Below are 21,254 nucleotides of genomic sequence, written 5' to 3' on the forward strand. Positions count from 1 at the left end.
AAAATTTTATTTAAAATTTAAGATTTCATCGATAAGAGCATTATTTTTCTTTAGGCCAAAAGCTATGTTAAATCCTATAAAAACGAATCGGTTATTCATAGGAGCGATTTCTCTTCTATTAGAAAAATTATTATCGGAATAACTATATCCGTATACTTTATTGGCTCCTAATAAATTGCTCACAGAAAGGATCAACAACATTGGTTTATTTTTTATATTAAATGAGTAAATAAGATTTGATGATAAATCATGTAAATCTGGGGCTTTGTCAGAATTAAAAAATTCTTCACTTAGGTTGGGATTAAAATAATGCCTTCCTGAAGTATAATTATAAAACATTCCCACCATTAAGCTCCCTTTAAACGCGGAATAATTAATGGCCATCGAATATTTATGTCTTGAACTTAGATGAAAAGGAGCTTCAATTGGATAGTTAAGATACTTTCGTTTGGCATCATTGTAAGAGTAAGAAATTTGATATTGAAAATTACTAAAAGTCTCACTATCCTTAAAATAAACATCAAATCCTTTAGAAAACCCTTTTCCATCGTAATCTATATTCCTTGAATTATAGGTTAATAGATTTTTATACTTTTTATGATAGATATCTAATGAAGTTGTTTTCCCTTTATCTTTATATCTATAATAAATATTAAATTGATTTGCTTTTGAAAATCTCATATCATTAAAATCAGTACCATAAACAACCACCGGTGGTTGTTGAAAAAAATCACCATAAGAAACACCTATTTCATGATTATTTCCGTTATCAATATATTTTAGATCATATCGTCCGCCAATATTATTATTTTTTAGTAGGTTAGAATACTCCCCCCTAATTCCTACTTTAGCATAAATACCTCTAAATAATTTTGCTGACAATTCCGTAGCTATACCAATATTATTATTACTATAATCTAAAATTTGATCCCCGTTTTGCATATTACTTTGTTCGATAAAATATTCTACAGTACTTTTCAAATATATATCATTCATTAATTTATTACTCATATTTGTTTTTAACTGTGTAACGGAAAATTTATTATCAGTAGTAAATGAGTTGTTTAGCTTCCAAAAGCGTGAATCATCTACTTCTGTAGTATTATTAATACCAACGAAAAACTCGGTATTAGTATTCATAACATATTGTATCGTAGCTTGGTTAAAGTAATGCTGATTTTTAATATTTGTGAATAATTCGATTGCTGGTTCATCAATATCATTAGATATAGCCTCGATATGAGTAAATGAGAGATTAGAAAAAAACTTAAATTTTAAATTTTCAGAAATGTTGTTTTTATAAAAAAGATTAGACGAAGCACTATAAGGTCCTTTCTTTAATGATTGATAATCAAGATCGCTCTTCATAATTTGGGAATACAAATCAAAATTCATGAGATTAATCCCAACCTCTAACGATGCTTTTTTTTCTTTAGTTAACGGTAGTGCTGTCTGAATATCCAAAGCAAAAGGAGAAAGAAGAATACTCATACTTTTATTATACGCTACATCCTTAGAAGTCATCTCTATAATAGAAGAAAGTGCATTTCCGTATTCTACTGAGTAACCGCCCTGTAGTATATTCATATCTTTAAATAAAGCAGGTGATAATCGTGAAGATCCTGCTTGACCACTTACATTACTTCCAATCATACTACTCATGAGCATACCATCAAAAAGGTATTTTGTTTCATTGCCATCACCTCCTCTTACAGACAACTCTCCTGTCTCCCCTACGACTTGCGCACCTGGTAAATAACTAATTGCAGAAATTATGGAAGATTCCGGAGAACTTATAATTACTTCCAAATCATTTTTGGAAAAAAAATTTGATTCTAATATTTCTTTACTAGTTTTTTTACTAACTATAAAAATTTCATTTATTATCGCATTTTTACTCCCCATATTAATAGTAACATAAATATCTTTTTCTTTAGGTACAACCTTTACTTTCTTTTCTTCATACCCTTTCTTATAGGCTCCAATGATAAACATCTGTACCGACTCCAACAATTCTATATTTAATTGAAACTCCCCCAATTCATTCGTATCAAATTCAATAAAATCATTCTCTACATATACAATTACTCCACTAATAGCATTCATATCTTTATCGACTACTTTTCCATGAATCGTAAATTGTGCAGCAACATCAACTGGAAAACATATAATAATTAGCCAAAACAATTTCACAATAATATGGTACGTTTTTTTCATTATTTTTTATACATTGAATCTTTCAAACGACGACTATTTGATATCGAGTATTCTATATTGTAAAAACAATTCAGGATGAATAATATTTAGTATTTCTTTTTTCTTTAAGGTAGGATAAAGTCCTTTTTTGGCAATTATAAAACAGTTCTGCTTATACCACCATTTCACTTGATTATTATTCCATATATACTCTCTAATACAATCGTGATATTCAAAATCTAGAACTTCAAATTTTTCTTGCCAGAATTCTATCCATTGCTCGTTTATATGGTTAATCCCTCCTTGATACGGAACAGCTGCTGAAAATAAAATGGTATCACTTACGTCTGTGAGATACCTAACTAACTTTTCCGCAGATTCTGGTTTTAAATGTTCAGCCACTTCTAAACATATTGCTAAATCATATCTCCGCGTAATTTTCGGAAAAGAAACATCTAAATCATTTAATAATATCTTCTCTGAAGGAATAAGAATTTTATCTAAAGGAAGATGCTTCCCATCTATACCTAAAACATCATCAATCCCTTGATTCATTAAAACAGACAACCAAGCCCCTAAACCGCACCCCACATCAACCGCACTATTAACAGTTAGTAACTCGTGCACTAAGGCTAAGATAATCTCTGCGGACCTTACATCTTTATGAAGATATTCAGCATGAAAATACACATCGGATTTATCGGAGTACTTAACAAATAATTTATTTAAAATTTTCAACTTACTTTCTATGTCTCTCATAATTTATTGGTATAAATAGCCTCCTGAAATCTCAATGCTCTCACCAGAGATCCAATTTGTTTCATCTTTTATCAAGAACAAAAGAAGTTTAATTACATCATCAACACCACCTTTTCTTTTAATAGCATAATTTTTCTCATATATTTTATTCATAATACCTTCATTAATTTTGGATTTACAACTATCTTGTTCAAGCAATCCAGGAATTATATTGTTTACTGTAATTCCTCGCTTACCAAAATCCGAAATCATAGCTATAACGGCATTTTTAAGTGCAGCCTTAGAAGCACCATAGATAATCATTCTCTTATATGGTCGATCTGCTGTAGTGGAAAGTATATTTATAATTCGTCCATGATCATTTAGTTTATCCATACAATCTCTTATTAATAACATAGGTGCTTTAAAATTTATACTAAAGACTTTGTCAATGTAGTCCGAAGTGATTTTATTTAAATAATCAAACTCATAAATACCAGCATTATTAATAAGGTAATCCAAACCTTTATTGTCCCTTTTAATTAAAATTGGGTTTATTTTTTCCATAAAAAAGGATTCTACTTTAGCACCATCAATGAAATCTAACTGTACCGGAAATATCGAAATCTCATACTGCTCTAATTCTAAAAGCAAACTTTCCATTTCTTTTTTTGATGTATTGTAATGAAGAATTAAATCAATTTTTTGCTTTGCTAAAGCTATGGCAATATGTCTCCCAAGTCCTTTTGCTGCTCCTGTTATTAATGCTAGTTTATTGTTCATTATACATCTTAAATTAAATAATATTTTCCTTCTCTTTTCTCCATAGCGTTTGGAGAAAAAATTGCATGCCGCAGAGGTGAATCTTTCAGTTCTTCAATATTATCTACAGTTATTCTCCAAAATTGCTGAAACTCTTCGCTCTCTATTATATCAAGTAATACATCTGACTTAACATTTCCATAAATTCTTTGGTCAAACAAGGTGTTTTTTATATTCCCTTCTATATCAATTCTTACTTTATTATTATAATTAGTATTATATTTTAAACTCTCCGAATAGTATCGAAGATCTAAAATAAGCTTCTTATTTTTCAATCCCTTTTCATCAAGGACTACTAGTGAACACTTTTGTAAACAAATTTGCTTTTCTTGTAATAGAGCGTCTATAGGGGAATTAACTATAACTATTGAATTTATTTTATTGAATGTTCTGTAAAGTTCTAGTATAATTTCTTTAGAGATAGACTTTTCATGTTCTAGGTAAAGATCTATAGATTGTAACAAATTATTCTCCCAAATGGAAAGTGCATTCTTCAATGTCTCTATATTAATTATGCTAATATTCAGTCTTAACTCAACATGTCTACAACCTAATAGATCTAAAGTATCAATAACTTTAAAAATATTATAATTCTTTAAATTTGTCTCTAACAGTGCAGAATGTATAGTTCCTGGAAAATAATATTCAAAATCTAATTCAGGGAAATCTTCAATCTGATTAACAAAATGCCCCATTCTATTATCAACAAGCTTTTTTAAATAGGCATCCAATAAAAAAGAATTGTTACTAAATTTTGTTTTCTTAACTAAATCTATTGGATTTGTCTTTAACTCTTCTAAAATTGCAACAAAAACATTTGGTATATACAATATTCTTGCATGTTGCAAATCATATATTGCAGATTTTTCTTTGCCTGAGACAATAACATTATGAGAGAATAGAAGAAAATACATAAACTTTAAAATTACTTTATTTTTAGCTTTATTAAACTATTACTTCGTCCTATGTGATCAGTAATTTCCAATATTTCTAGGTTTACACTTTCTAAAGCCTTCTTAAAAGTATCAAAATCATACATTTGACTTCTTCCATTAGCCATGGAAGTAAAATATAATGAAAATTGCTGGAGCGAAAAAGCTCCTGCTTCAAATCTATGTCTATCCCAAAAAGCATCTTGTATAAAAATTATTCCATCATCATTTAATGCAATTTTACATTTTTCAAGTATTGTGATTATATCATCTTCATGAAAGCAATCGAGAAACTGACTCATCCAGATAATATCGTATTTTCCTGAAATTTCAGTATTAATATCTAGTACATTTAGTTCTTGAAATTTTACTTTTGAAACATCTATTTTTAAGTTTTTCATTTCAATTTTTGCCATTTCAATTTGTCCTGGCAAATCCGCAATCGTAAACTCTATATTTGGAAGTTTTTTGATGAGAAATCGACAAAACTTACCAGTATTTCCTCCTAAATCTAATATTGTTTTAAATTTATCCATATTCAATATGGTAAATGCTTTTTCATAGGAAATATCTGAGAAATAATGATCTAGATCCATCCAGCTTTTTTTAATGTGAGGTGGTAAAAACTGAAGCCCATCATAAATGGTGTCCCAATCACCAAGAACTTTCAATCCTTCTGGTTTGTTATTTCTAATACTATCTTCTAAGTAAAACATTCCATTATAACAAACATCATTTACAAAATTGATATGAATCTGAGATGCAAGTTGTTTTGAAACTAAAAAAACTCCAACTTTAGTGAGAAAATAATTATTATCTTTCTTATAAACAACTTCTGCGCCCAATGCTGAATGCAGAAGAACTCTTACTCCATACTTTGAAATAGTAATTTCATCTGCTATATTTTCTATTGTCATCCCATTATTTCCTGCTTTTTTAAGTAAATCAATGATTCCTAAATTAAGCATAGTTTTTACAGCTTGGAATATCATCGGGGAATAACATATAAAACTAGCTCGTTTTTGTGCCTCTAATGCTGTCAAATTATCTTTATCAAACATATTCTACTATCTTTTTTTCTATTATATTCACTGCTCTTGATAGCCCATCAAGTTCTAAGAAAAGAGTTTTCATCTCCAATGCTTTCTCGTAATAACTTGGAGTATTTAAAATATTCATTACACACGTCTTAATGTTATCTTTACTTAGTGAACTATATTTCAGATATTCTCCTACTCCTTTATATTTTATCCGAGCTGCTGTTCCAGGTTGATCAAAAGATATTGGAATTACTACTAAAGGAACTCCATTGCTTAAAGAATCCATTACAGTATTTAATCCCCCATGCGTTATACATAATACAGCTTTAGAAAGAATCTCTCTTTGCGGAACATAACTACAAACGATGGATTCTAGGGGAAGTAAATCCTCATTTAAGACACATAATTTATCACCTGTAGAGATTACTAATTGTACATCTATATCAAAAAAACTAGATGCAATTATCTCAAAAACATCAGATCGCATATTCAAAATTGTCCCTAGTGAGATATAAACCAAGGGTTTATTATTTAGTCTTTCATAAGGGAAAGCCATATCTACCGTATTATTCTCATCCAAGAAAGGACCGACATTATGAAAAATATTCGATTTGTTTTTCCTAGGATAGTCAAGAAAACTAGGTAATTGTGCTATTTGCGCGATAGCAGAAACGGGATACAATGATTTTGTGTAATCATACTCTTCAAGTCCAAATTCAATTCTTTTTTTATTAATATAGTCAAATAATGGCTTAAAGTCTTTTACAAAATTTTTAAAACCTATTTTATTTCTAATGACCGTTCTATCATCTTCTGCGTATTGCCAATCTAGGAAAAAAGGCGGTATACTTTCTTCCCAATCTAAGTCTAAACCCAAACAAACTGTGATAAAGGGAATTCTTTTATAATCTGCGATACAAGCTCCAACTGGATCACTTTGATCAACTAACAGTAAATCTATTTTTTCACTTTCTATACTCTTTTCTAAATCAATAAACCATATCTTAAATAGACCTATTTGTTGTTTCATCCAATATCGCATAGCTTCAATGCCGTACATGGTACCCAACTCTATTTGCACATCTCTGATAGAACTTTCAGATAGAATTTTCCCTAATCTACTAAATTTAATACTTGCTTTTTCAATTCGTTCTTGCATTTCTTTTTGTTGAAAAAAAACAACCTCATGACCATTATTTAAGAGTCTATTCCCTAATATAAGTAAAGGATTTACATGCCCTAGTGTCGGTGGAGAAATGATACCTATTTTTGCCACAATATTTAATTTTTAGAAAGAATAATTACCGACTCATATTCTTTATACTTATTAATAACCATTATTGTTTTTACTAATTCTAGACCTTCAATACTAAAGAGTGACGGTATTGATTGTTCTTTTATAATTTGTTCTCCTAACCAAACTGCAAATGAAATGGAAGTAGGATATTCACCTACAAAATCTTTATATAAAATAATTGGACTAATATTAGACTTCTTTTTAAACCAAGAAACATTTGTAACTCCAGAAATTAATATATCAATATCTTCAATTGTCATTTCTTTTTCATTTAAAAGATCAAAAATCTTTTCACTGAATGTATTATTATCTACTAGTTTGTAAAATGTCTTCACGCCTATTATAGATACTGCATCTTTAGTTCTAACTTTAGACAATCTGAAAAATGAGGCACCTTCACCAAATTGGTATGGTTTTCCCAAAGACTCTCCCAAGAAACAATCTTTTATAACAGCCTTTTTATAATTATCAGAAACTTCATCTGAAGCACCAATTAATAAGTCTTTGCTTCCTTCATTAAAAAGCATACTTGCATCTAATAAGGCCATTTCAAAAGCATTACCTCTATTAGTATAAGTGATGTTATATGCTTTAACACAAAGTTCTATAGCCATATTTCCTGACAAAGTACTATGTAAAGACTGTATAAAATAATTTGGAGAGAGATTTGACTCCTCATTATCTATCGATTGAATCATGAAATCTTCACTGTTTTTAAGCCCGCCTAATGATGTCGCTACTAATATACCATCTAATAATTCTATATTTTTTTTGTTTACACACTTGAGAGCTGCATACATACCAAATTTAGCACTTCGTGACCCTCTTCTAACTATATGAGTGGTCAAGTATTCGTAATAATCGGGCTCAACTATATGGTATACCTCATCTTCCTTATTATACAAAAATTGAATGTTTTGGAATTTATCTTGCTTATAAGGTCCAACACTACACGAACTTTTAATATACATCCTCATTGCGAATTATACTTTAGAAAAAATTAAACTTGAGCAGAATCCACCCATAGCTATTGAATTATTCATGACATGGCAAATATCCTTATCAAAATTTTCCCCAGTATAAGGAGTTAGTAAATCATCATCCATTGGATTACTGAAGTTATAACTAATAATAGGTTTATTCATTTGAAGTGCGAAAATTGAGAATATGGATTCTATAACCCCTGCAGCAGCCAAACAATGACCAGTCTTAGATTTTGTCGAGCTAAATATTGGAACCTGATCAAATATTTTCTTCATCGCTGCAATTTCTGTTATATCGTTGTTACGAGTACCTGTTCCGTGTGCGTTGATATAATCTATATCGCAAGCTTTTAATTTGCCCATTTGTAATGACTTTTCCATAGCCAGACACAAACCAGTCACCTCTGATGAGGAAGATGTCGCATGAAAAGCATCATTAGCATTACCATACCCACTTATTGTAGCTCTCGCGATTTTATTTCTACTTTTTGCAGACTCTTCCGATTCAAGTATCAAATATCCCGCTGCTTCACCAAGGTTGATACCTTTTCGATTTCTATCAAAGGGGCTACAAACATCTTTATCTAATAAAAAAAGAGAATTAAAACCATTTAGAGTGTACTTAGATAAAGCATCTGAACCTCCAACAATAGCTACATCACAAATTCCATTTTTAATCATTCTGGCTCCTAACATAATGGAATTAAGAGATGACGAACATGCTGTGTTAATTGATACATTTTGATTAATATTTAATAGCCTTGCCAGATCTTCTGTTATACTAGCACCCTCATGACTATCAAGATAAGGATCACAAAGATCCCCAAGTATATATTTTTTATATCTATTCTCAATTTCTCTTATTCCCCCAACAGTGGAACTTGATACTATTGCCACCTCTTTATTACTAAAACTCGATTGATACCCTGCGTCTTCTACCGCTTCTTGAACTGCAATAATAGAAAGCATACTAGTCCTAGAAAATTTCTTACTTAACTTTGCAAATTTTTGCAATTCATCATCATTATATTTAACCTCTCCCGCAACAATTTCTTTGTTTTTTAATCTCAGAAATTCAGGATAACCAATAAATGAATCTTTTAAAAATATATTTTTCTTATTTACTTCTACCCCCTTTCCTAAGGCAGAAATAATACCAATTCCAGTAACAACTACATTAATCCCCATCTTATTATGATCTCTTATATATAATATTATGACTTAACAAATCTTGTAATAATCCATATGGTAATATCTGTTTTAATTGATTCTGAGTAATATCCATCTTATTTAAAGACAATAATATTTGAGCTAAATTAAATGTAATCTTAAAACTCAAATAATTATCAATGCATAATACATATGACTCAGAATTAACCTCCAAAATTTCATATTTCTCACAATTAAAAGACGGCTTCCATGAACCAGAAATGCTCTTATAACTTAAAAATTTAAATAAATCACGAAATACAACATACTCACTAAATTTCTTTCTATTTTTTCTGGGACTAAAAATCATTTTCTGATGAATATTTGACCATTCTTGCCACTGTCCGGGCTTTTTTGTTACATATGTTGCTAGAATATTCATCATTTTTTGAATAGAATTTTGAACATCTACTTTTTCAGAATAATCATCAACTGTCTTTATTGAATAAAGAGAAACTAAAATTTTAAAATTCTCTAATCTTTCAGCTACTATCGAAATAACTGGAACTTTTAATTTACGTGCTACTTCCATAATGCCAGTAGAAAGCAAGATTTGTTGTTCTAAAAATAAAATTTTTTGATTTCTCTTATTTTGCTGATCCATACTTGCTTGTACACCATCTATATATATCAACACGCTTATTCCTTTTCTCAAATATTTGAAAATTTGAAAAATACTTTCTTTATCCATTGGATTAATAGAATGTGGCTGATTCAACTTCGCATCAATGTTGTCACAATTTATTTCCCAACTAATAACATCATTTCCATCGATACCCATTGAAACAATAACAAAATCTACATTCAACATCTTTAAAACTGTAGGAACCTGGATATATGCACCATAATGAAAAGAACAATACAAGCTCCCAACACTTATAAGTTCTTGATTTTCAATACTAATTAACTCGTCAATAAAAAGCTTATAATCACAAATCGTATCTAATTGATTAATTAGTTGATAAAATAAAACTTCTTTATAAAACAAAGATTTTCTATCAAAGTCATCATTAGAAGTTAACAAGTGAAAATAATTTAGATTGGTAAGAAACTTATCGGTGTTTGTTTTTATATTAACGAAAGGGTTCTCAACTAAACTATCAATATTTTCATCTTCTAAAACTTCTTTTTTAATCTTGTCAATAGCTGATAAATACTTTTCATATGTTTCTATCATACTTTATTATTCAAATCAAAATTATTTTGATATTAATAAATTAAGGTCTTACCTTCTCTAAATAGCTAATAAAAAAACTTATTGAGATTTAATTCGAAAATTTTTCACAGGTTTCGAAGTTTCACAGGTTTCTTCTAGAGTGCTTTTTTATTAAATCTAGTTAATATTTCTTATATTTTTTACTAAATTATATAAACAAAATGGCCTAACCGAATACTCATCCAATATTTAACAAAGGAGGATCTTTTACCTTACTATTTGTTAAAAAAATCTAAAATTTAATATATATATAAACTTATTTTAAAATAAATTAGAGATATCTTACGTATAAAATAATATATTATTAAAATTTCGCTATCTATATGAAAATATAAGTAAATTATGAATACTGCCTTATCTATTTGCAATCAGAATTAAATAATCCTACTTGGAATTTTGTATTTTAAAAATTGTTAGAAACTGGAAAACAAAAAAAATTGAATGATGATTAATTATTTTCTTCTTTTTTTTCGTTTCATCTTTTGCTGGAAACTCAATTCTTCGTAATCCGCTTCTTGGCTGTTAGATAGCAGATTAAACAATGAAATAAATTCACAACTATCTAAACTCAATGAATCAGAATTTAGATACTCAAATAAAGGGTGTATTTCAGAGGTTTCTCTTAGGTTAATGTGAGCCGTATTAATTATATGCTTTTGTATTATTAGAGCTGAGCTAGATTGTTTTTCTGTACTACTCCATTTCTGATTCAGCATATTAGCAGATAAGCTTTTACTTAGATCAGATCCCTTATAGACACTTTTTGAGTTATGATTGGAAAAAATGGTCAAATTGACCACCCAATTCCAGTCCAAATTGACCACCTGTTTCGGTTGAAACTGACCACCCAGTTCTAGTTCAAATTGACCACCTAAAAAACGACTACTTTTTTCATGTTGTTAGCCCTTAAATTCGTTTAAAAAACGACGGATTTATGGCTAATAAATTAACAGACATGAGTAAAATTAGAAAAGTAATTAAATTCCATTGTAGTGGCAAGAGCAAACTCTTTATCAGTAATTATCTCTCTCTCTTTCCAGAAATACAGTAAAGAAATATATCGTCTTATTTGATGCCTTGGGATTAAATCTAGAGGATCTTGAAAAAAAAACAGATGCCGATTTAGAGGATTTATTTTCGCAATCTACGCTGGAAACGATTAATCCTACGCTGGAAAAACTCCAATCCTATTTTCCTAAAATGGAACGCGACCTCAAAAAAGTTGGGGTAACGGTGCAGCATCTTTGGGAAGAATATTATAAAGAAAGCCCTGACGGTCTTAAAAGTTCTCAATTTAGGTATCACTTTAAAAATTGGAGTAATCGGGTTAATCCTGTGATGCACATGAACCACAAGGCGGACGATAAAATGTATGTGGATTATGCCGGAAAAACAAGGTCTATAATCGATCAAGATACTGGTGAAATCAAGGAAATACAGTTCTTTGTGGCGATTTTAGGAGCTAACCAATACACCTATGCCGAAGCTTCGATGAGCCAGCAAAAAGAAGATTTTGTGACTTCTGTAGAAAATGCGATCCACTTTTTTGGAGGCACACCAGCGGCCATTGTTCCCGATAATTTAAAATCGGCCGTGATAAAGAGCAGTCGTTTTGAACCTACGATCAACGAATCTTTAGCCGACTTTGCAGACCATTATCAAACCACAATATTGCCTGCCAGAGCTTACAAGCCATGAGATAAGTCGCTAGTGGAAGGAGCTGTGAAAATATTATCAAAATAGCCAAAGCAGACGGCTCCTATTTGAAAGAACTTACCAAACTGGAACGTCAAGACGTGATTATATTAGATGATTTTAGACTTCAAGCACTAGATGGGCAGAACCGAATTACGCTCTTGGAAATAATCGAAGACCGGCATAATAACGGTTCTATTATTGTCACTTCGCAAATACCCGTTCAAGGCTGGTACGACATTATTGGAGAGAAAACCATTGCCGATGCAATTTTGGACCGACTCATCCATAATGCACACAGAATTGAATTATCAGGTGAATCAATGCGCAAAAAAAGGAGTAAAAATATCGGATAAATTTTTAAGTATATTTGAATAAATTATAACAGCAGATAAAAGTAGTTTTTTAATAAAAATTAGGGTGGTCAATTTCAACTGGAATTACATGCTCACTTTGAACTGGAATGAGGTGCTTACTTTAAACTGGAATGAGGTGCTCAATATCACTGGAATTTGCAGTAAATATTTTAATTATGAAATTAGGTCGGCCATTTACAAAAAACTTAAATAAATATACCTTCACCATTTTTCCCGCTGTAGTTGTTTTAGCAACCGGGGTCGGCATTTATTCAATTCAATTTTCAATCTTCCCGGACTTTTTTGATCTAAAACATTATTCAAAAACATATGAACTTTTCAATCTGATAATCAGTTCTCTTACTTCGTTAATCGGAATTTACATAACCGTTTCGTTAGTTGCATACGAGTTTTTTAAACAAAAATCTGGAATTGATTTTCAAAAATCATTTCTTATCAATAAAACCAATGCAATATTTATTTCATTTTCTGTCTCTACCATTATTGTTGTTTTTGTTTCCAGCTTAGTGATAGACCTTCAAACCCCAAACTACAATGAAGTCTCTATAATATATTACAATTCAATACTGTTCTTTCTTGTCCTGTTTTTGCTCTTTCCGGTAGCGTTCAATCTGTTTTCGTCATTAAATCCTGGAAAACTTGCCAGTGAAGAATTAGAAAAGATTGATTACAGGACAATTTTCATAATTCACGAAAAAGACGCTAGTATTGATGCACAGGTTGAGCGCATAGAGGATGATCATTTAAATAAGATCCAAAACATCGTCATTGCTTTAATCTCAGTTTCTGATAAGATCAAAGCCCAGGCTATCATTGTGAAGTGTGCAACTAAAATCGGAGGATTAATAATTGACAGTAAAAATGTGGAGGAACAAAAATATATTTCCGAAAGACTGGTCAATTTTTATATAAATGTAATTGATTATACTTTACTGCAACCTAATAATTCCGGCATGCTCAATAGCATCTGGCATTCAGTCGAATCAATCTATGGGCTACTGATTACCGAAAAGAAGTATGCCTACAATCTGGCAGATTTTAGAGGGAACTTGTTCGAACGCTATTTTAATCGCTTAATCGAAAACAATAAGGAAGAAGTAATCTTTATAGGAATCGAAACCATCCGGGATATTATCTACAATCAGATGGTATCAAACATGCCCCCTGATGAAGAATTATACAATGTAGATAGCCTACGGTCGCAAGTAGAAGAAGATTTCAGCTACCCCGTAGAGTATGCAGAAGATGCACATGAGAAATCCAGGCACTGGTCGGAAATAGCAATCGAGTTTTACTCCTATTTTTCCTTGTTGATGCAAAAAGCTATCAAACATAATCAGCCGGAACTATTGAATAAGTGCTTTGATACGCTAAATGAACTGAATGCAGATATCGAACGAAAAGATTATCTTGGCAAATATAAACAATGTCTACTATATTTAAGATCTTCGCGAATGATAACCGACTATGCATACAGTGCCTTTAAAGAGAATCTGTTTACTACAGGTAGCGACACAAGTGGACTTCTGCCAACGCTTTTGGAAGAAGATATAAGGAAGGAAAAATTGTATTCATTTTCCGTACTTCAAAAATATTGCTATTTATTATTGCGTCTTCAAGAACTTGAGAAATTGGACAGATGGTTTCTCGGCGGATTAGATTTTGGAGGCTTGATTTGGGAAGGAGATTTGGGGCAAATTGCCCGACGATGTGTTTTTAATTTAAAAGAGAATCCAAATGTAGAGAAATGCCTAAGAGACATTATTGACACCTACTCTATCCTGAAAGAGAACTTTGAAAAATCGAATAATAAGCGTTTTGACTTATATAGTGCAGTAAAAGACAGGTTGGTTACAATTTCTGAACTGATCAATAAACATCAAAAAGAGTACGAAGAGCTAAGAAGCTATGCAGATAATATTATCGATGATTTTAAAACTATTGAGGAATTTGAAAAAAGGAATTAAAAGATTTCCCTTTGTTCCCTTGCCGTTTCGATCTTTTGCTAAAAACCAAATACTCATTTCAATAATGACTATTTTATAGTGACATTTGTAAAATTGATTCAACAAACCTTTCATTAGCTTATGGAACCTATTTTATTTTTTATATTTATTGGAATTGTTACCATAGCATTTTATCATTACAGATCAATATCGTCAGTAAAAAATATGATGAAGACCACGGCAAATATAGAAAAGAAAGCCTGTTTCATTTGCGACCGTGAAGCAGACGAGACCGGCTCGCATATTGTTCCTGCCAGTTTGATCAAAAATTGTGTTGGTAAGCATTACAGAGAAGAGTCCTATGAGATTGATGTAAAAAAAGCAGCAGGCGACGTTTACTTTGGCCGGGACAACCTTAAAAATACTTCGACCGAGATCAAACCAAATCCCTATAAGAGAGATCACATACTTTGTAAGGAGTGCGAAAGCAGGCTGGCAGCCATCGAATCAAGATTCTCGGCTGAATTCCTGACAAAATTTAGAAAAGATAAATATGCAGCAAATTTTACCAAGAGCAAGACCGCACACCTCGAAGTATATGAGCCAAATAAGATAAGCCATCTTGAAATTCTGGCCTACTTTTATTCGATCATTTACAGGACGTGCAGAGTATACGAAATCGAAGGACAGGGTAAATATTTGACATCACAGGAATTGGATGCAATAAAAGAATTTGTCCATGGCTATTTATATGCTTCACAGGAAGACTATACAGATAAGATTAAGCACTATAAGCTCTCGATAATCTTCGATAAAACTTCTGATGAAAGTTTGCATATCGGCACATCAAATACCTTTGATCCTCCATACATTTTCTTTTTATGTGATGTGATTGTGCAACTTTATACGCGCGAAATCCCGGAAAAGGATACAATTTTATTCGAAGGCGCTTTTAATCTTTTAAACCAGGAATCAACAAAAATTATCGTTGGGCCAGATATGTTTTATAAAAAATATACACAAATGTTCACCAACCTGCTGGCGGCTGATTTTATTAAAAATGGTATCAGCGATATTTCACGTCGCAATGGAAAATCATTTGAGGCAAATATGGCGGAATATGAAGCGCTACTGAACCAATATAACAAAAAAGGGGAAACTAACTCTAGTGTAAAAGCCTTTGATGATTTAAGAATAAAATATCCTTAATGTTTATACCTATAATGTAAATTGCCTTAGCTCAACATTTTATTACTGTCTAAGTTTTTGCTTTTTGTTACGCTTGCCAAATTTACAGGTCCGTCATGGATAGTCTTGAATCACCAATTACAAAATCACCCTTTCCTGCAACTCAATCCCGATCAGATTCTGCCTTGCGACAAGGAAGGTTATGGTTTCTTTAAAACCGGCCAATAATTCTGCATCATTTTTAATCTGCTCTTTACAATACTCCCAAAGATGGCTCGCCGTTCCGGCCAGAAAATCCTCATGCTTAAAGCCTACCCTCACATAACCGTCAGGTGTACCTGTCTTGTCGCTGAATTTGATAAAGTTCAGATGCCTATTGACAATTGCAATCCCGTCCTTCAAGACTGTTCCGCCAGGCTTGGTCCTAAGTATATAAAGAATTTTATAGACAGCATCCTGGTCGTAGGAATGTTTCTTCCCCCATTTCATGGTCTCGGGCACGAGCCTCACGAAGAAGGCAGCACAGTCATCATCTTTCCACCAAGGCAATACTGGTCCTGAAACGCCAACCAATGATTCCCATACATCTTTCCCTCGATAATGCCGTTTCGTATCCCACCTGGTGCATTGATCCGCAAAAGCGATCATCTTAGATAATTCCGTGAAGAATCGGTCTGGGCTTACCTTTTTTTCAGCACCGTTCACGAAATAATATAGTAAGAACCTGTCAATCCATTCGCAGGCCTGGTAGCCGTAATCAAATATAGGCTGCCAAAAGCTTTCAGGAGCGCATGTGTCATCAGGTCCGATATCCAATACAACCCTAGCAATCTTTTCCATAGCCCATACATCGAAAGCATGCGGATAAGAGTCATGCTGGACAGACTGCTCAGTTATATCGCCGAGTTCAAATGTTATCTGTTCTACCACCTGTTTCCAAAAAGTAAGCAGATGCCTTCGGTCCGAGATAGCGAGCCCCCCTATCGAAGGCATCGATACAAGGGCATGCTGCAGCATTTTTTTATCCAATCCAGGCTCATTTCCAAGGGTATCATCTTCCTCATACCTCCAATGCTGTCTTGCTTTAGGAAGCGACAGCCTTAATTTTGACCAGTCTACGAGTTCAGTTGGGGTCTTGTTATCAATAAAGGCTTTCAATATCTTATCGGTATATTTATCCAGATCGAATCCCTTTCCTTCATGTTTGATGAATCGGCCTAGCCCTGTAAATTTCAAAAAACGTCCTAATGTGGTCTGCTCTTCTTTTTGTTGGCTAAGGTGCAGATATCTTCGGCTATTTAAGGAATAATTTCTATCGGATCCAATGCTGAACTGTATCAGAAAATTTTGGACTTGTACAAAATTCTTATCAGACCATCCTAATTTTTTAGAGACAACTGTAAACAAAACATTAGTGGTATCGTAGGGCGATTTCAAAACAAGCTGCCCTATTTGTCTCCTTAGCTGCTTGTCTTTAGCTTTTCCTGGCCATAGTATTCCCAAGATGCGTGCTGCAAATGCAGTCCAAGAATCTCCCATGTCAGCCTGCGTCCTGCCATAAGAATCGATTTGATAACCATCAAGGACTTGTTCAAGGTACGAAATTATCCAACCGATAATTTCAGGATGTTCCAAAATCCAGCTTTCCTCATTGTAAAGCATAACAGCGCACCCTCCTAATACGGATCTGTGTTTTCCACCAAAAGACTCATAAGGATCCTCGTCGTCGGTTTCAGCAATCTCCTGAACCGACCTCCACAGTACCTCACTTTGCTCCAAATCATATCTTACACCCTTCTCAATATCCTGCAGGCACTTGAACGGGAACATAAAGAGGTCATTCCCCGCCTTCATTTCCGCCCGAGCATGCTCAAATTCAACTGTAATTGATTCAGGTTCTTTATATTCAAAAAAGGTATTTGTGCCGTCATTTCTAATTTCATAGTTTTCTATATTGAAAAAGGTAATGAGCCGCGTCAGGTAGGGAAAAGTTTCGCCCTGATCCTCAATCTGAGTTAGGAGGGCTGTCCATTTCGAAACTACATCTACAAAGTATTCTCGAATCTCCGAATCACTCATATACAGGGTCAGCGCGGTGCTTGTAATTGACCTTCGGCGGTGAGGCAATTCGTTCCATTCCTTGGCCAGCTTCCATGTGGTTCTGTCATAAAAATTAGAGCCTATCATCTGATGCCCTTCAATATCCAAAGCTCCATAATCGAGATTCTTTTCCCATAAATGGAATTCAAGGATCCCTAACAAGGGCTTTAGTGCGGTCCGATACAAGTCTGCGTCATACCTGCCCACAGAATTGATCACGCCCAGGTAAGCAGTCGAATTGCCTTCCCTTAAAACAATATCAATATAATCACTTACAGGACCATCATTATCAATGGTATCAATCAGAAGCTTTTCCAAAGCCTGTAACGCACTTACGATAGCATGTGGACACTGCCCGTGATCACGGTACCAGAAGTATATTCTGGAATCACCGATATATTCACGCTTGCCGTCAGGAAATTCAATCGCCAGCCTTGGTATTTCCTTTTGCTTATGCTTGTAATCGTTTGTCCATTGCTCACAGGCAAAGTTTATCAGGGCAATCACAAACCTTAATCCGACCATTGGCTGATTTTTCAGGAAAAACAGAAAAGGTCCCCTGTTATAAAATGGCGGAAACCATTGGCTTGGCTCGTTTATATCCAGTCCGTAATGGGTCGAATCAAAACCGTATGAGATTTCCCTCGGCGGCTCAATAAATAATGCAAGTAGAATTTCCTTCGCCTTTTCAGGATACGCCAAGATCAACGGATTGATTGCGCTGCTATTGATGCATATTTTTTCAAAGGCATCATCCGGATTTTCGTAAGGCCCATCAGGCCATTGTACTCTATCCCGGACCTTCATCCTAGAAAAGATCGATTGTCGAGGTTCACTTGAAATCAGATCAGTCCCTGTTTCTGCAGCCATAGGCTTTGGTTTACGCTCAACCTTGATCCGTTTGCAAAGTTTCAATGACAATTCAATGACACCCTCAGGATATTCGTTGATTCCTGCTAGAAAAGCTTTGTAAATAAACTCATCTACGTCATCGCGAACATAAGTTCCCTCATGCTTGAGGGTAAACATCAAATTGGCGTTTTCGAGCGCGATGGCAGCCAGTTCTTCACGGTATGGGAAAACAATAGCAGTATTGCTGAGCCACATTTCACAAATTATGGCGACCTTTTTTCTTGAAAATTCTATAGCCTCAGCCTTGTGGCTAAAAAGAAATTCGATTACTTGCGGCCAATACAGGTAATTGGGTATCCTGTGATAAGAAGCAGCTTCCGCAATCGTAATTCCGGGAATATCCTTGGCTATTTTCATTACGCCCTGATTCGGCAGGGTGGCACTCATTAAGAACTGGTCCAAAAACCTTTTGAACATGGCACCATCTTCATCTTTCAGGAAATCAAAAAGCGTAATTAAGTGCTCGGCCGTGGAAGCGGAAAACAAAATTGATTCAAGCAATAGATCCTGTATGATTTTTTGTTTTGGTTCATGGGCAGAAAGGCTTCTGAAAAATGCAATCCAGGATGCTCCCCTATCATTTTTCTCAAGCAGGTATATTCCGTACAGGCGTACTGCTTTGCGCCAAAGCGAAGAGGCCAGTTCTTTAGACAAAAGATAGGAATTCAGATTTTCGCTGTTGGAACGTATTAGTTTATACCTTGCCCAGTCTCCGAACAGATCATGGACCAGGTAAAGCTTGTCATCGACATCATATAGAATTTTCCGCTGCTTCAATGCATCCAGGAACGATAATTCGGCAGCATTGAAATCGGAAATGGGAATACTTGCTGAAAATCGCTGTGCCTGCTTTTCTGCATAGTCCTGCAATAGCCTTGCATTAGCGGCGCCAATACTATCGATTTCTTCTTTCCATATCCAGTCTATCAATGTCGTTTCACCCAAAAGATCCTTATCAGAAATTCTTAATCCCGCAGACAATTTAAAAGCCATAAGGTCGAGATACTTGAGGTTGTTAAGAATGCTTCTCAAATGTTCGTGCTTAAACAAATCTGACAGCCCTGGAAAATGCTCTCTCAACTCAGGAAAATGCTTATAAACATCAAGGCTAAGCCTGAAGTTTCCCGCGTTTAAAGGAATATTTATCCTATACAGACGCTCAATGACATCGCTGTAGTCGTCTGTTTGGCAGGTAATAATGACTTTCCATCCCGATCCAGGTTTTATTGCCAGATCAAGGATTTCGTATAGGCCTTTTAATTGTTCCTCCTTGAAAAAGCGGTCAATTCCATCAATAACCAGATAGGTCTCTGCCTGCTGTATATTTATAATGATATCCGAAATGCTGTTTTCAAGCCCAAAATACCGCGTCAGGTTACCGTGCTCTATGCTTTGCGAGTCTATCCATATGAAATTAGAATGTTCACCGATTTCTGCACCAATGAACTTTTTTGCCAATACTGATTTACCGTGCCCAGATTTGCCCAATACAAATAGTACGTTATTTTGGGTCAGCTCTTCTTTAAGCGCACCGATTTGAGCTGCCAGGGGTAAACTGACCTTGTTGCCAATTTTATCAAGTATTGAATTCATCCTCGCCATGCTGGCTTTGCGAATCTTCTCCCAGTCATTTACATGATTCCAATAATCGATCAAATCAAATTTATTCCTGAATCGGTTAACCAGTTTTTCATAATCTATAAATCCGCCCGAAGAAGCCAGCTCAGAACGGACAGCACACATAGATTCATAAAGCCTGACTTCATTTTCGCCGTGAGGTTTCTTGAGGCATGTTCTTGCCAGCGCAATGACAGCGGTAGCATCTCTTGAAGTGTCACTTTGGAAGTCGAACTCAAGCAAAAGCAACCTGCTTAGGACTGTTGCCGTATCGGACGGCTTTACACCGTGGGCAGCTGCTAAGGGCAGAGGGCAATGAAATAGTTTAAATAGATCCCGTTTTGACTTTGAAAATCCTTTTCCCTCGTTTGAAATCCTATCATAAAATACGGACCCGTCCATAGTTTTGGCAGACATTATCAAACCATTGAGGTCGTCGGCCACGCCCTTTGGTAAAGGCGCGCTCACAATGCACAAATAATCTTTTACAGGATTAAATATCTTTGAATCTAAACCTAGATACTGGTTCCACAAATCGTTCAATAAATCATCTGTCGGGCCTTTACTATTTACCTGTACATTACTTTTGCTTGAGATGGCAACTTTAATGTCGCCATCAGCAGTTCCAAGTGTAAGCAGTAGATCGTCAAACAGCCAACCTTCAGGCCGGACCTGAAAGTCAATCCTCTTGATTTTTCCCATTTCAGGACTGAATGGAAATTGGTCCGCCAGAAAGTGGGCAACAAACCATGCTGCTGCTTTACCTTCAAATACAAATCCGCCACCGCCAGTCTGCTTCGCCGTAGCGACTTCACGTACTGAACTTTTACTATTTTTCTTACCCATGCCTCTTTTGTGTTGATTCCAATAATACTATAAAAGGAACCGTCTGATTCCCAAAGGTAATCCAACATAAAAAAATATAAGGTATTTATATACTTGAATATACCAATAAAAAATTTAAGCTTAAATTACCAGTAAAAAAC

Annotated in this window: 15 protein-coding genes; 4 read left to right on the forward strand and 11 right to left on the reverse strand. The window is 33.9% G+C overall.

All coding sequences use genetic code 11. From position 1 onward, the window contains the following. Positions 1–6: 6 nt before the first annotated feature. The 10 genes from ACMHJ2_RS15530 to ACMHJ2_RS15575 form a co-directional block, all read right to left on the reverse strand. On the reverse strand, positions 7–2,217 hold the full coding sequence (locus tag ACMHJ2_RS15530; RefSeq protein ID WP_413513784.1) for a TonB-dependent receptor plug domain-containing protein: 2,211 nt from the start codon (positions 2,215–2,217) through the stop codon (positions 7–9). 33 nt (positions 2,218–2,250) lie between these two features. After that, the gene (locus tag ACMHJ2_RS15535; protein ID WP_413513785.1) at positions 2,251–2,955 is read right to left on the reverse strand and encodes a methyltransferase domain-containing protein; all 705 of its coding nucleotides are present in this window, start codon (positions 2,953–2,955) and stop codon (positions 2,251–2,253) included. 3 nt (positions 2,956–2,958) lie between these two features. Then, positions 2,959–3,717: an SDR family oxidoreductase gene (locus ACMHJ2_RS15540; RefSeq protein WP_413513786.1), complete on the reverse strand. Its 759-nt coding sequence runs from the start codon at positions 3,715–3,717 to the stop codon at positions 2,959–2,961. An 8-nt stretch (positions 3,718–3,725) separates the two neighbouring features. Then, entirely contained in the window at positions 3,726–4,670 is a 945-nt protein-coding gene (locus ACMHJ2_RS15545) for a hypothetical protein (RefSeq protein WP_413513787.1), read from the reverse strand. Between the two features lie 11 nt (positions 4,671–4,681). After that, positions 4,682–5,749 (reverse strand): class I SAM-dependent methyltransferase, encoded by a 1,068-nt coding sequence (locus ACMHJ2_RS15550; RefSeq protein WP_413513788.1) that lies wholly within the window; start codon positions 5,747–5,749, stop codon positions 4,682–4,684. Then, positions 5,742–7,004, reverse strand: a complete 1,263-nt coding sequence (locus ACMHJ2_RS15555) for a nucleotide disphospho-sugar-binding domain-containing protein (RefSeq protein WP_413513789.1) — start codon at positions 7,002–7,004, stop codon at positions 5,742–5,744. The genes ACMHJ2_RS15550 and ACMHJ2_RS15555 overlap by 8 nt, the downstream gene beginning before the upstream one ends. Positions 7,005–7,009: 5 nt before the next feature. Beyond that, complete coding sequence (locus ACMHJ2_RS15560; RefSeq protein WP_413513790.1) at positions 7,010–7,930, reverse strand: beta-ketoacyl synthase chain length factor; 921 nt, start codon at positions 7,928–7,930, stop codon at positions 7,010–7,012. 78 nt (positions 7,931–8,008) lie between these two features. Next, positions 8,009–9,196: a beta-ketoacyl-[acyl-carrier-protein] synthase family protein gene (locus tag ACMHJ2_RS15565; RefSeq protein WP_413513791.1), complete on the reverse strand. Its 1,188-nt coding sequence runs from the start codon at positions 9,194–9,196 to the stop codon at positions 8,009–8,011. A gap of 4 nt (positions 9,197–9,200) precedes the next feature. After that, positions 9,201–10,394 (reverse strand): hypothetical protein, encoded by a 1,194-nt coding sequence (locus ACMHJ2_RS15570; protein WP_413513792.1) that lies wholly within the window; start codon positions 10,392–10,394, stop codon positions 9,201–9,203. Positions 10,395–10,885: 491 nt separating this feature from the next. Continuing rightward, positions 10,886–11,248 (reverse strand): hypothetical protein, encoded by a 363-nt coding sequence (locus tag ACMHJ2_RS15575; RefSeq protein ID WP_413513793.1) that lies wholly within the window; start codon positions 11,246–11,248, stop codon positions 10,886–10,888. Positions 11,249–11,510: 262 nt separating this feature from the next. Between ACMHJ2_RS15575 and ACMHJ2_RS15580 the strand changes: the two genes are divergently transcribed. The 4 genes from ACMHJ2_RS15580 to ACMHJ2_RS15595 all read left to right on the forward strand — a co-directional run bounded on the left by ACMHJ2_RS15580 (position 11,511) and on the right by ACMHJ2_RS15595 (position 15,660). Continuing rightward, complete coding sequence (locus ACMHJ2_RS15580; RefSeq protein ID WP_413513794.1) at positions 11,511–12,131, forward strand: hypothetical protein; 621 nt, start codon at positions 11,511–11,513, stop codon at positions 12,129–12,131. A gap of 41 nt (positions 12,132–12,172) precedes the next feature. Beyond that, positions 12,173–12,484, forward strand: a complete 312-nt coding sequence (locus ACMHJ2_RS15585) for an ATP-binding protein (protein ID WP_413513803.1) — start codon at positions 12,173–12,175, stop codon at positions 12,482–12,484. A 176-nt stretch (positions 12,485–12,660) separates the two neighbouring features. After that, a complete protein-coding gene (locus ACMHJ2_RS15590) occupies positions 12,661–14,472 on the forward strand; it encodes a hypothetical protein (protein ID WP_413513795.1) in 1,812 nt (603 codons plus the stop codon). A gap of 204 nt (positions 14,473–14,676) precedes the next feature. Continuing rightward, positions 14,677–15,660 carry a hypothetical protein gene (locus ACMHJ2_RS15595; protein ID WP_413513796.1) on the forward strand — a complete coding sequence of 328 codons (984 nt, stop codon included), beginning with the start codon at positions 14,677–14,679 and terminating at the stop codon, positions 15,658–15,660. 117 nt (positions 15,661–15,777) lie between these two features. Here ACMHJ2_RS15595 and ACMHJ2_RS15600 read toward each other — a convergent pair whose 3' ends face one another. Beyond that, positions 15,778–21,114 carry a hypothetical protein gene (locus ACMHJ2_RS15600; RefSeq protein WP_413513797.1) on the reverse strand — a complete coding sequence of 1,779 codons (5,337 nt, stop codon included), beginning with the start codon at positions 21,112–21,114 and terminating at the stop codon, positions 15,778–15,780. Positions 21,115–21,254 lie beyond the last annotated feature (140 nt).

Source organism: Myroides odoratus (assembly GCF_965118575.1).
GTDB lineage: Bacteria > Bacteroidota > Bacteroidia > Flavobacteriales > Flavobacteriaceae > Flavobacterium > Flavobacterium odoratum_B.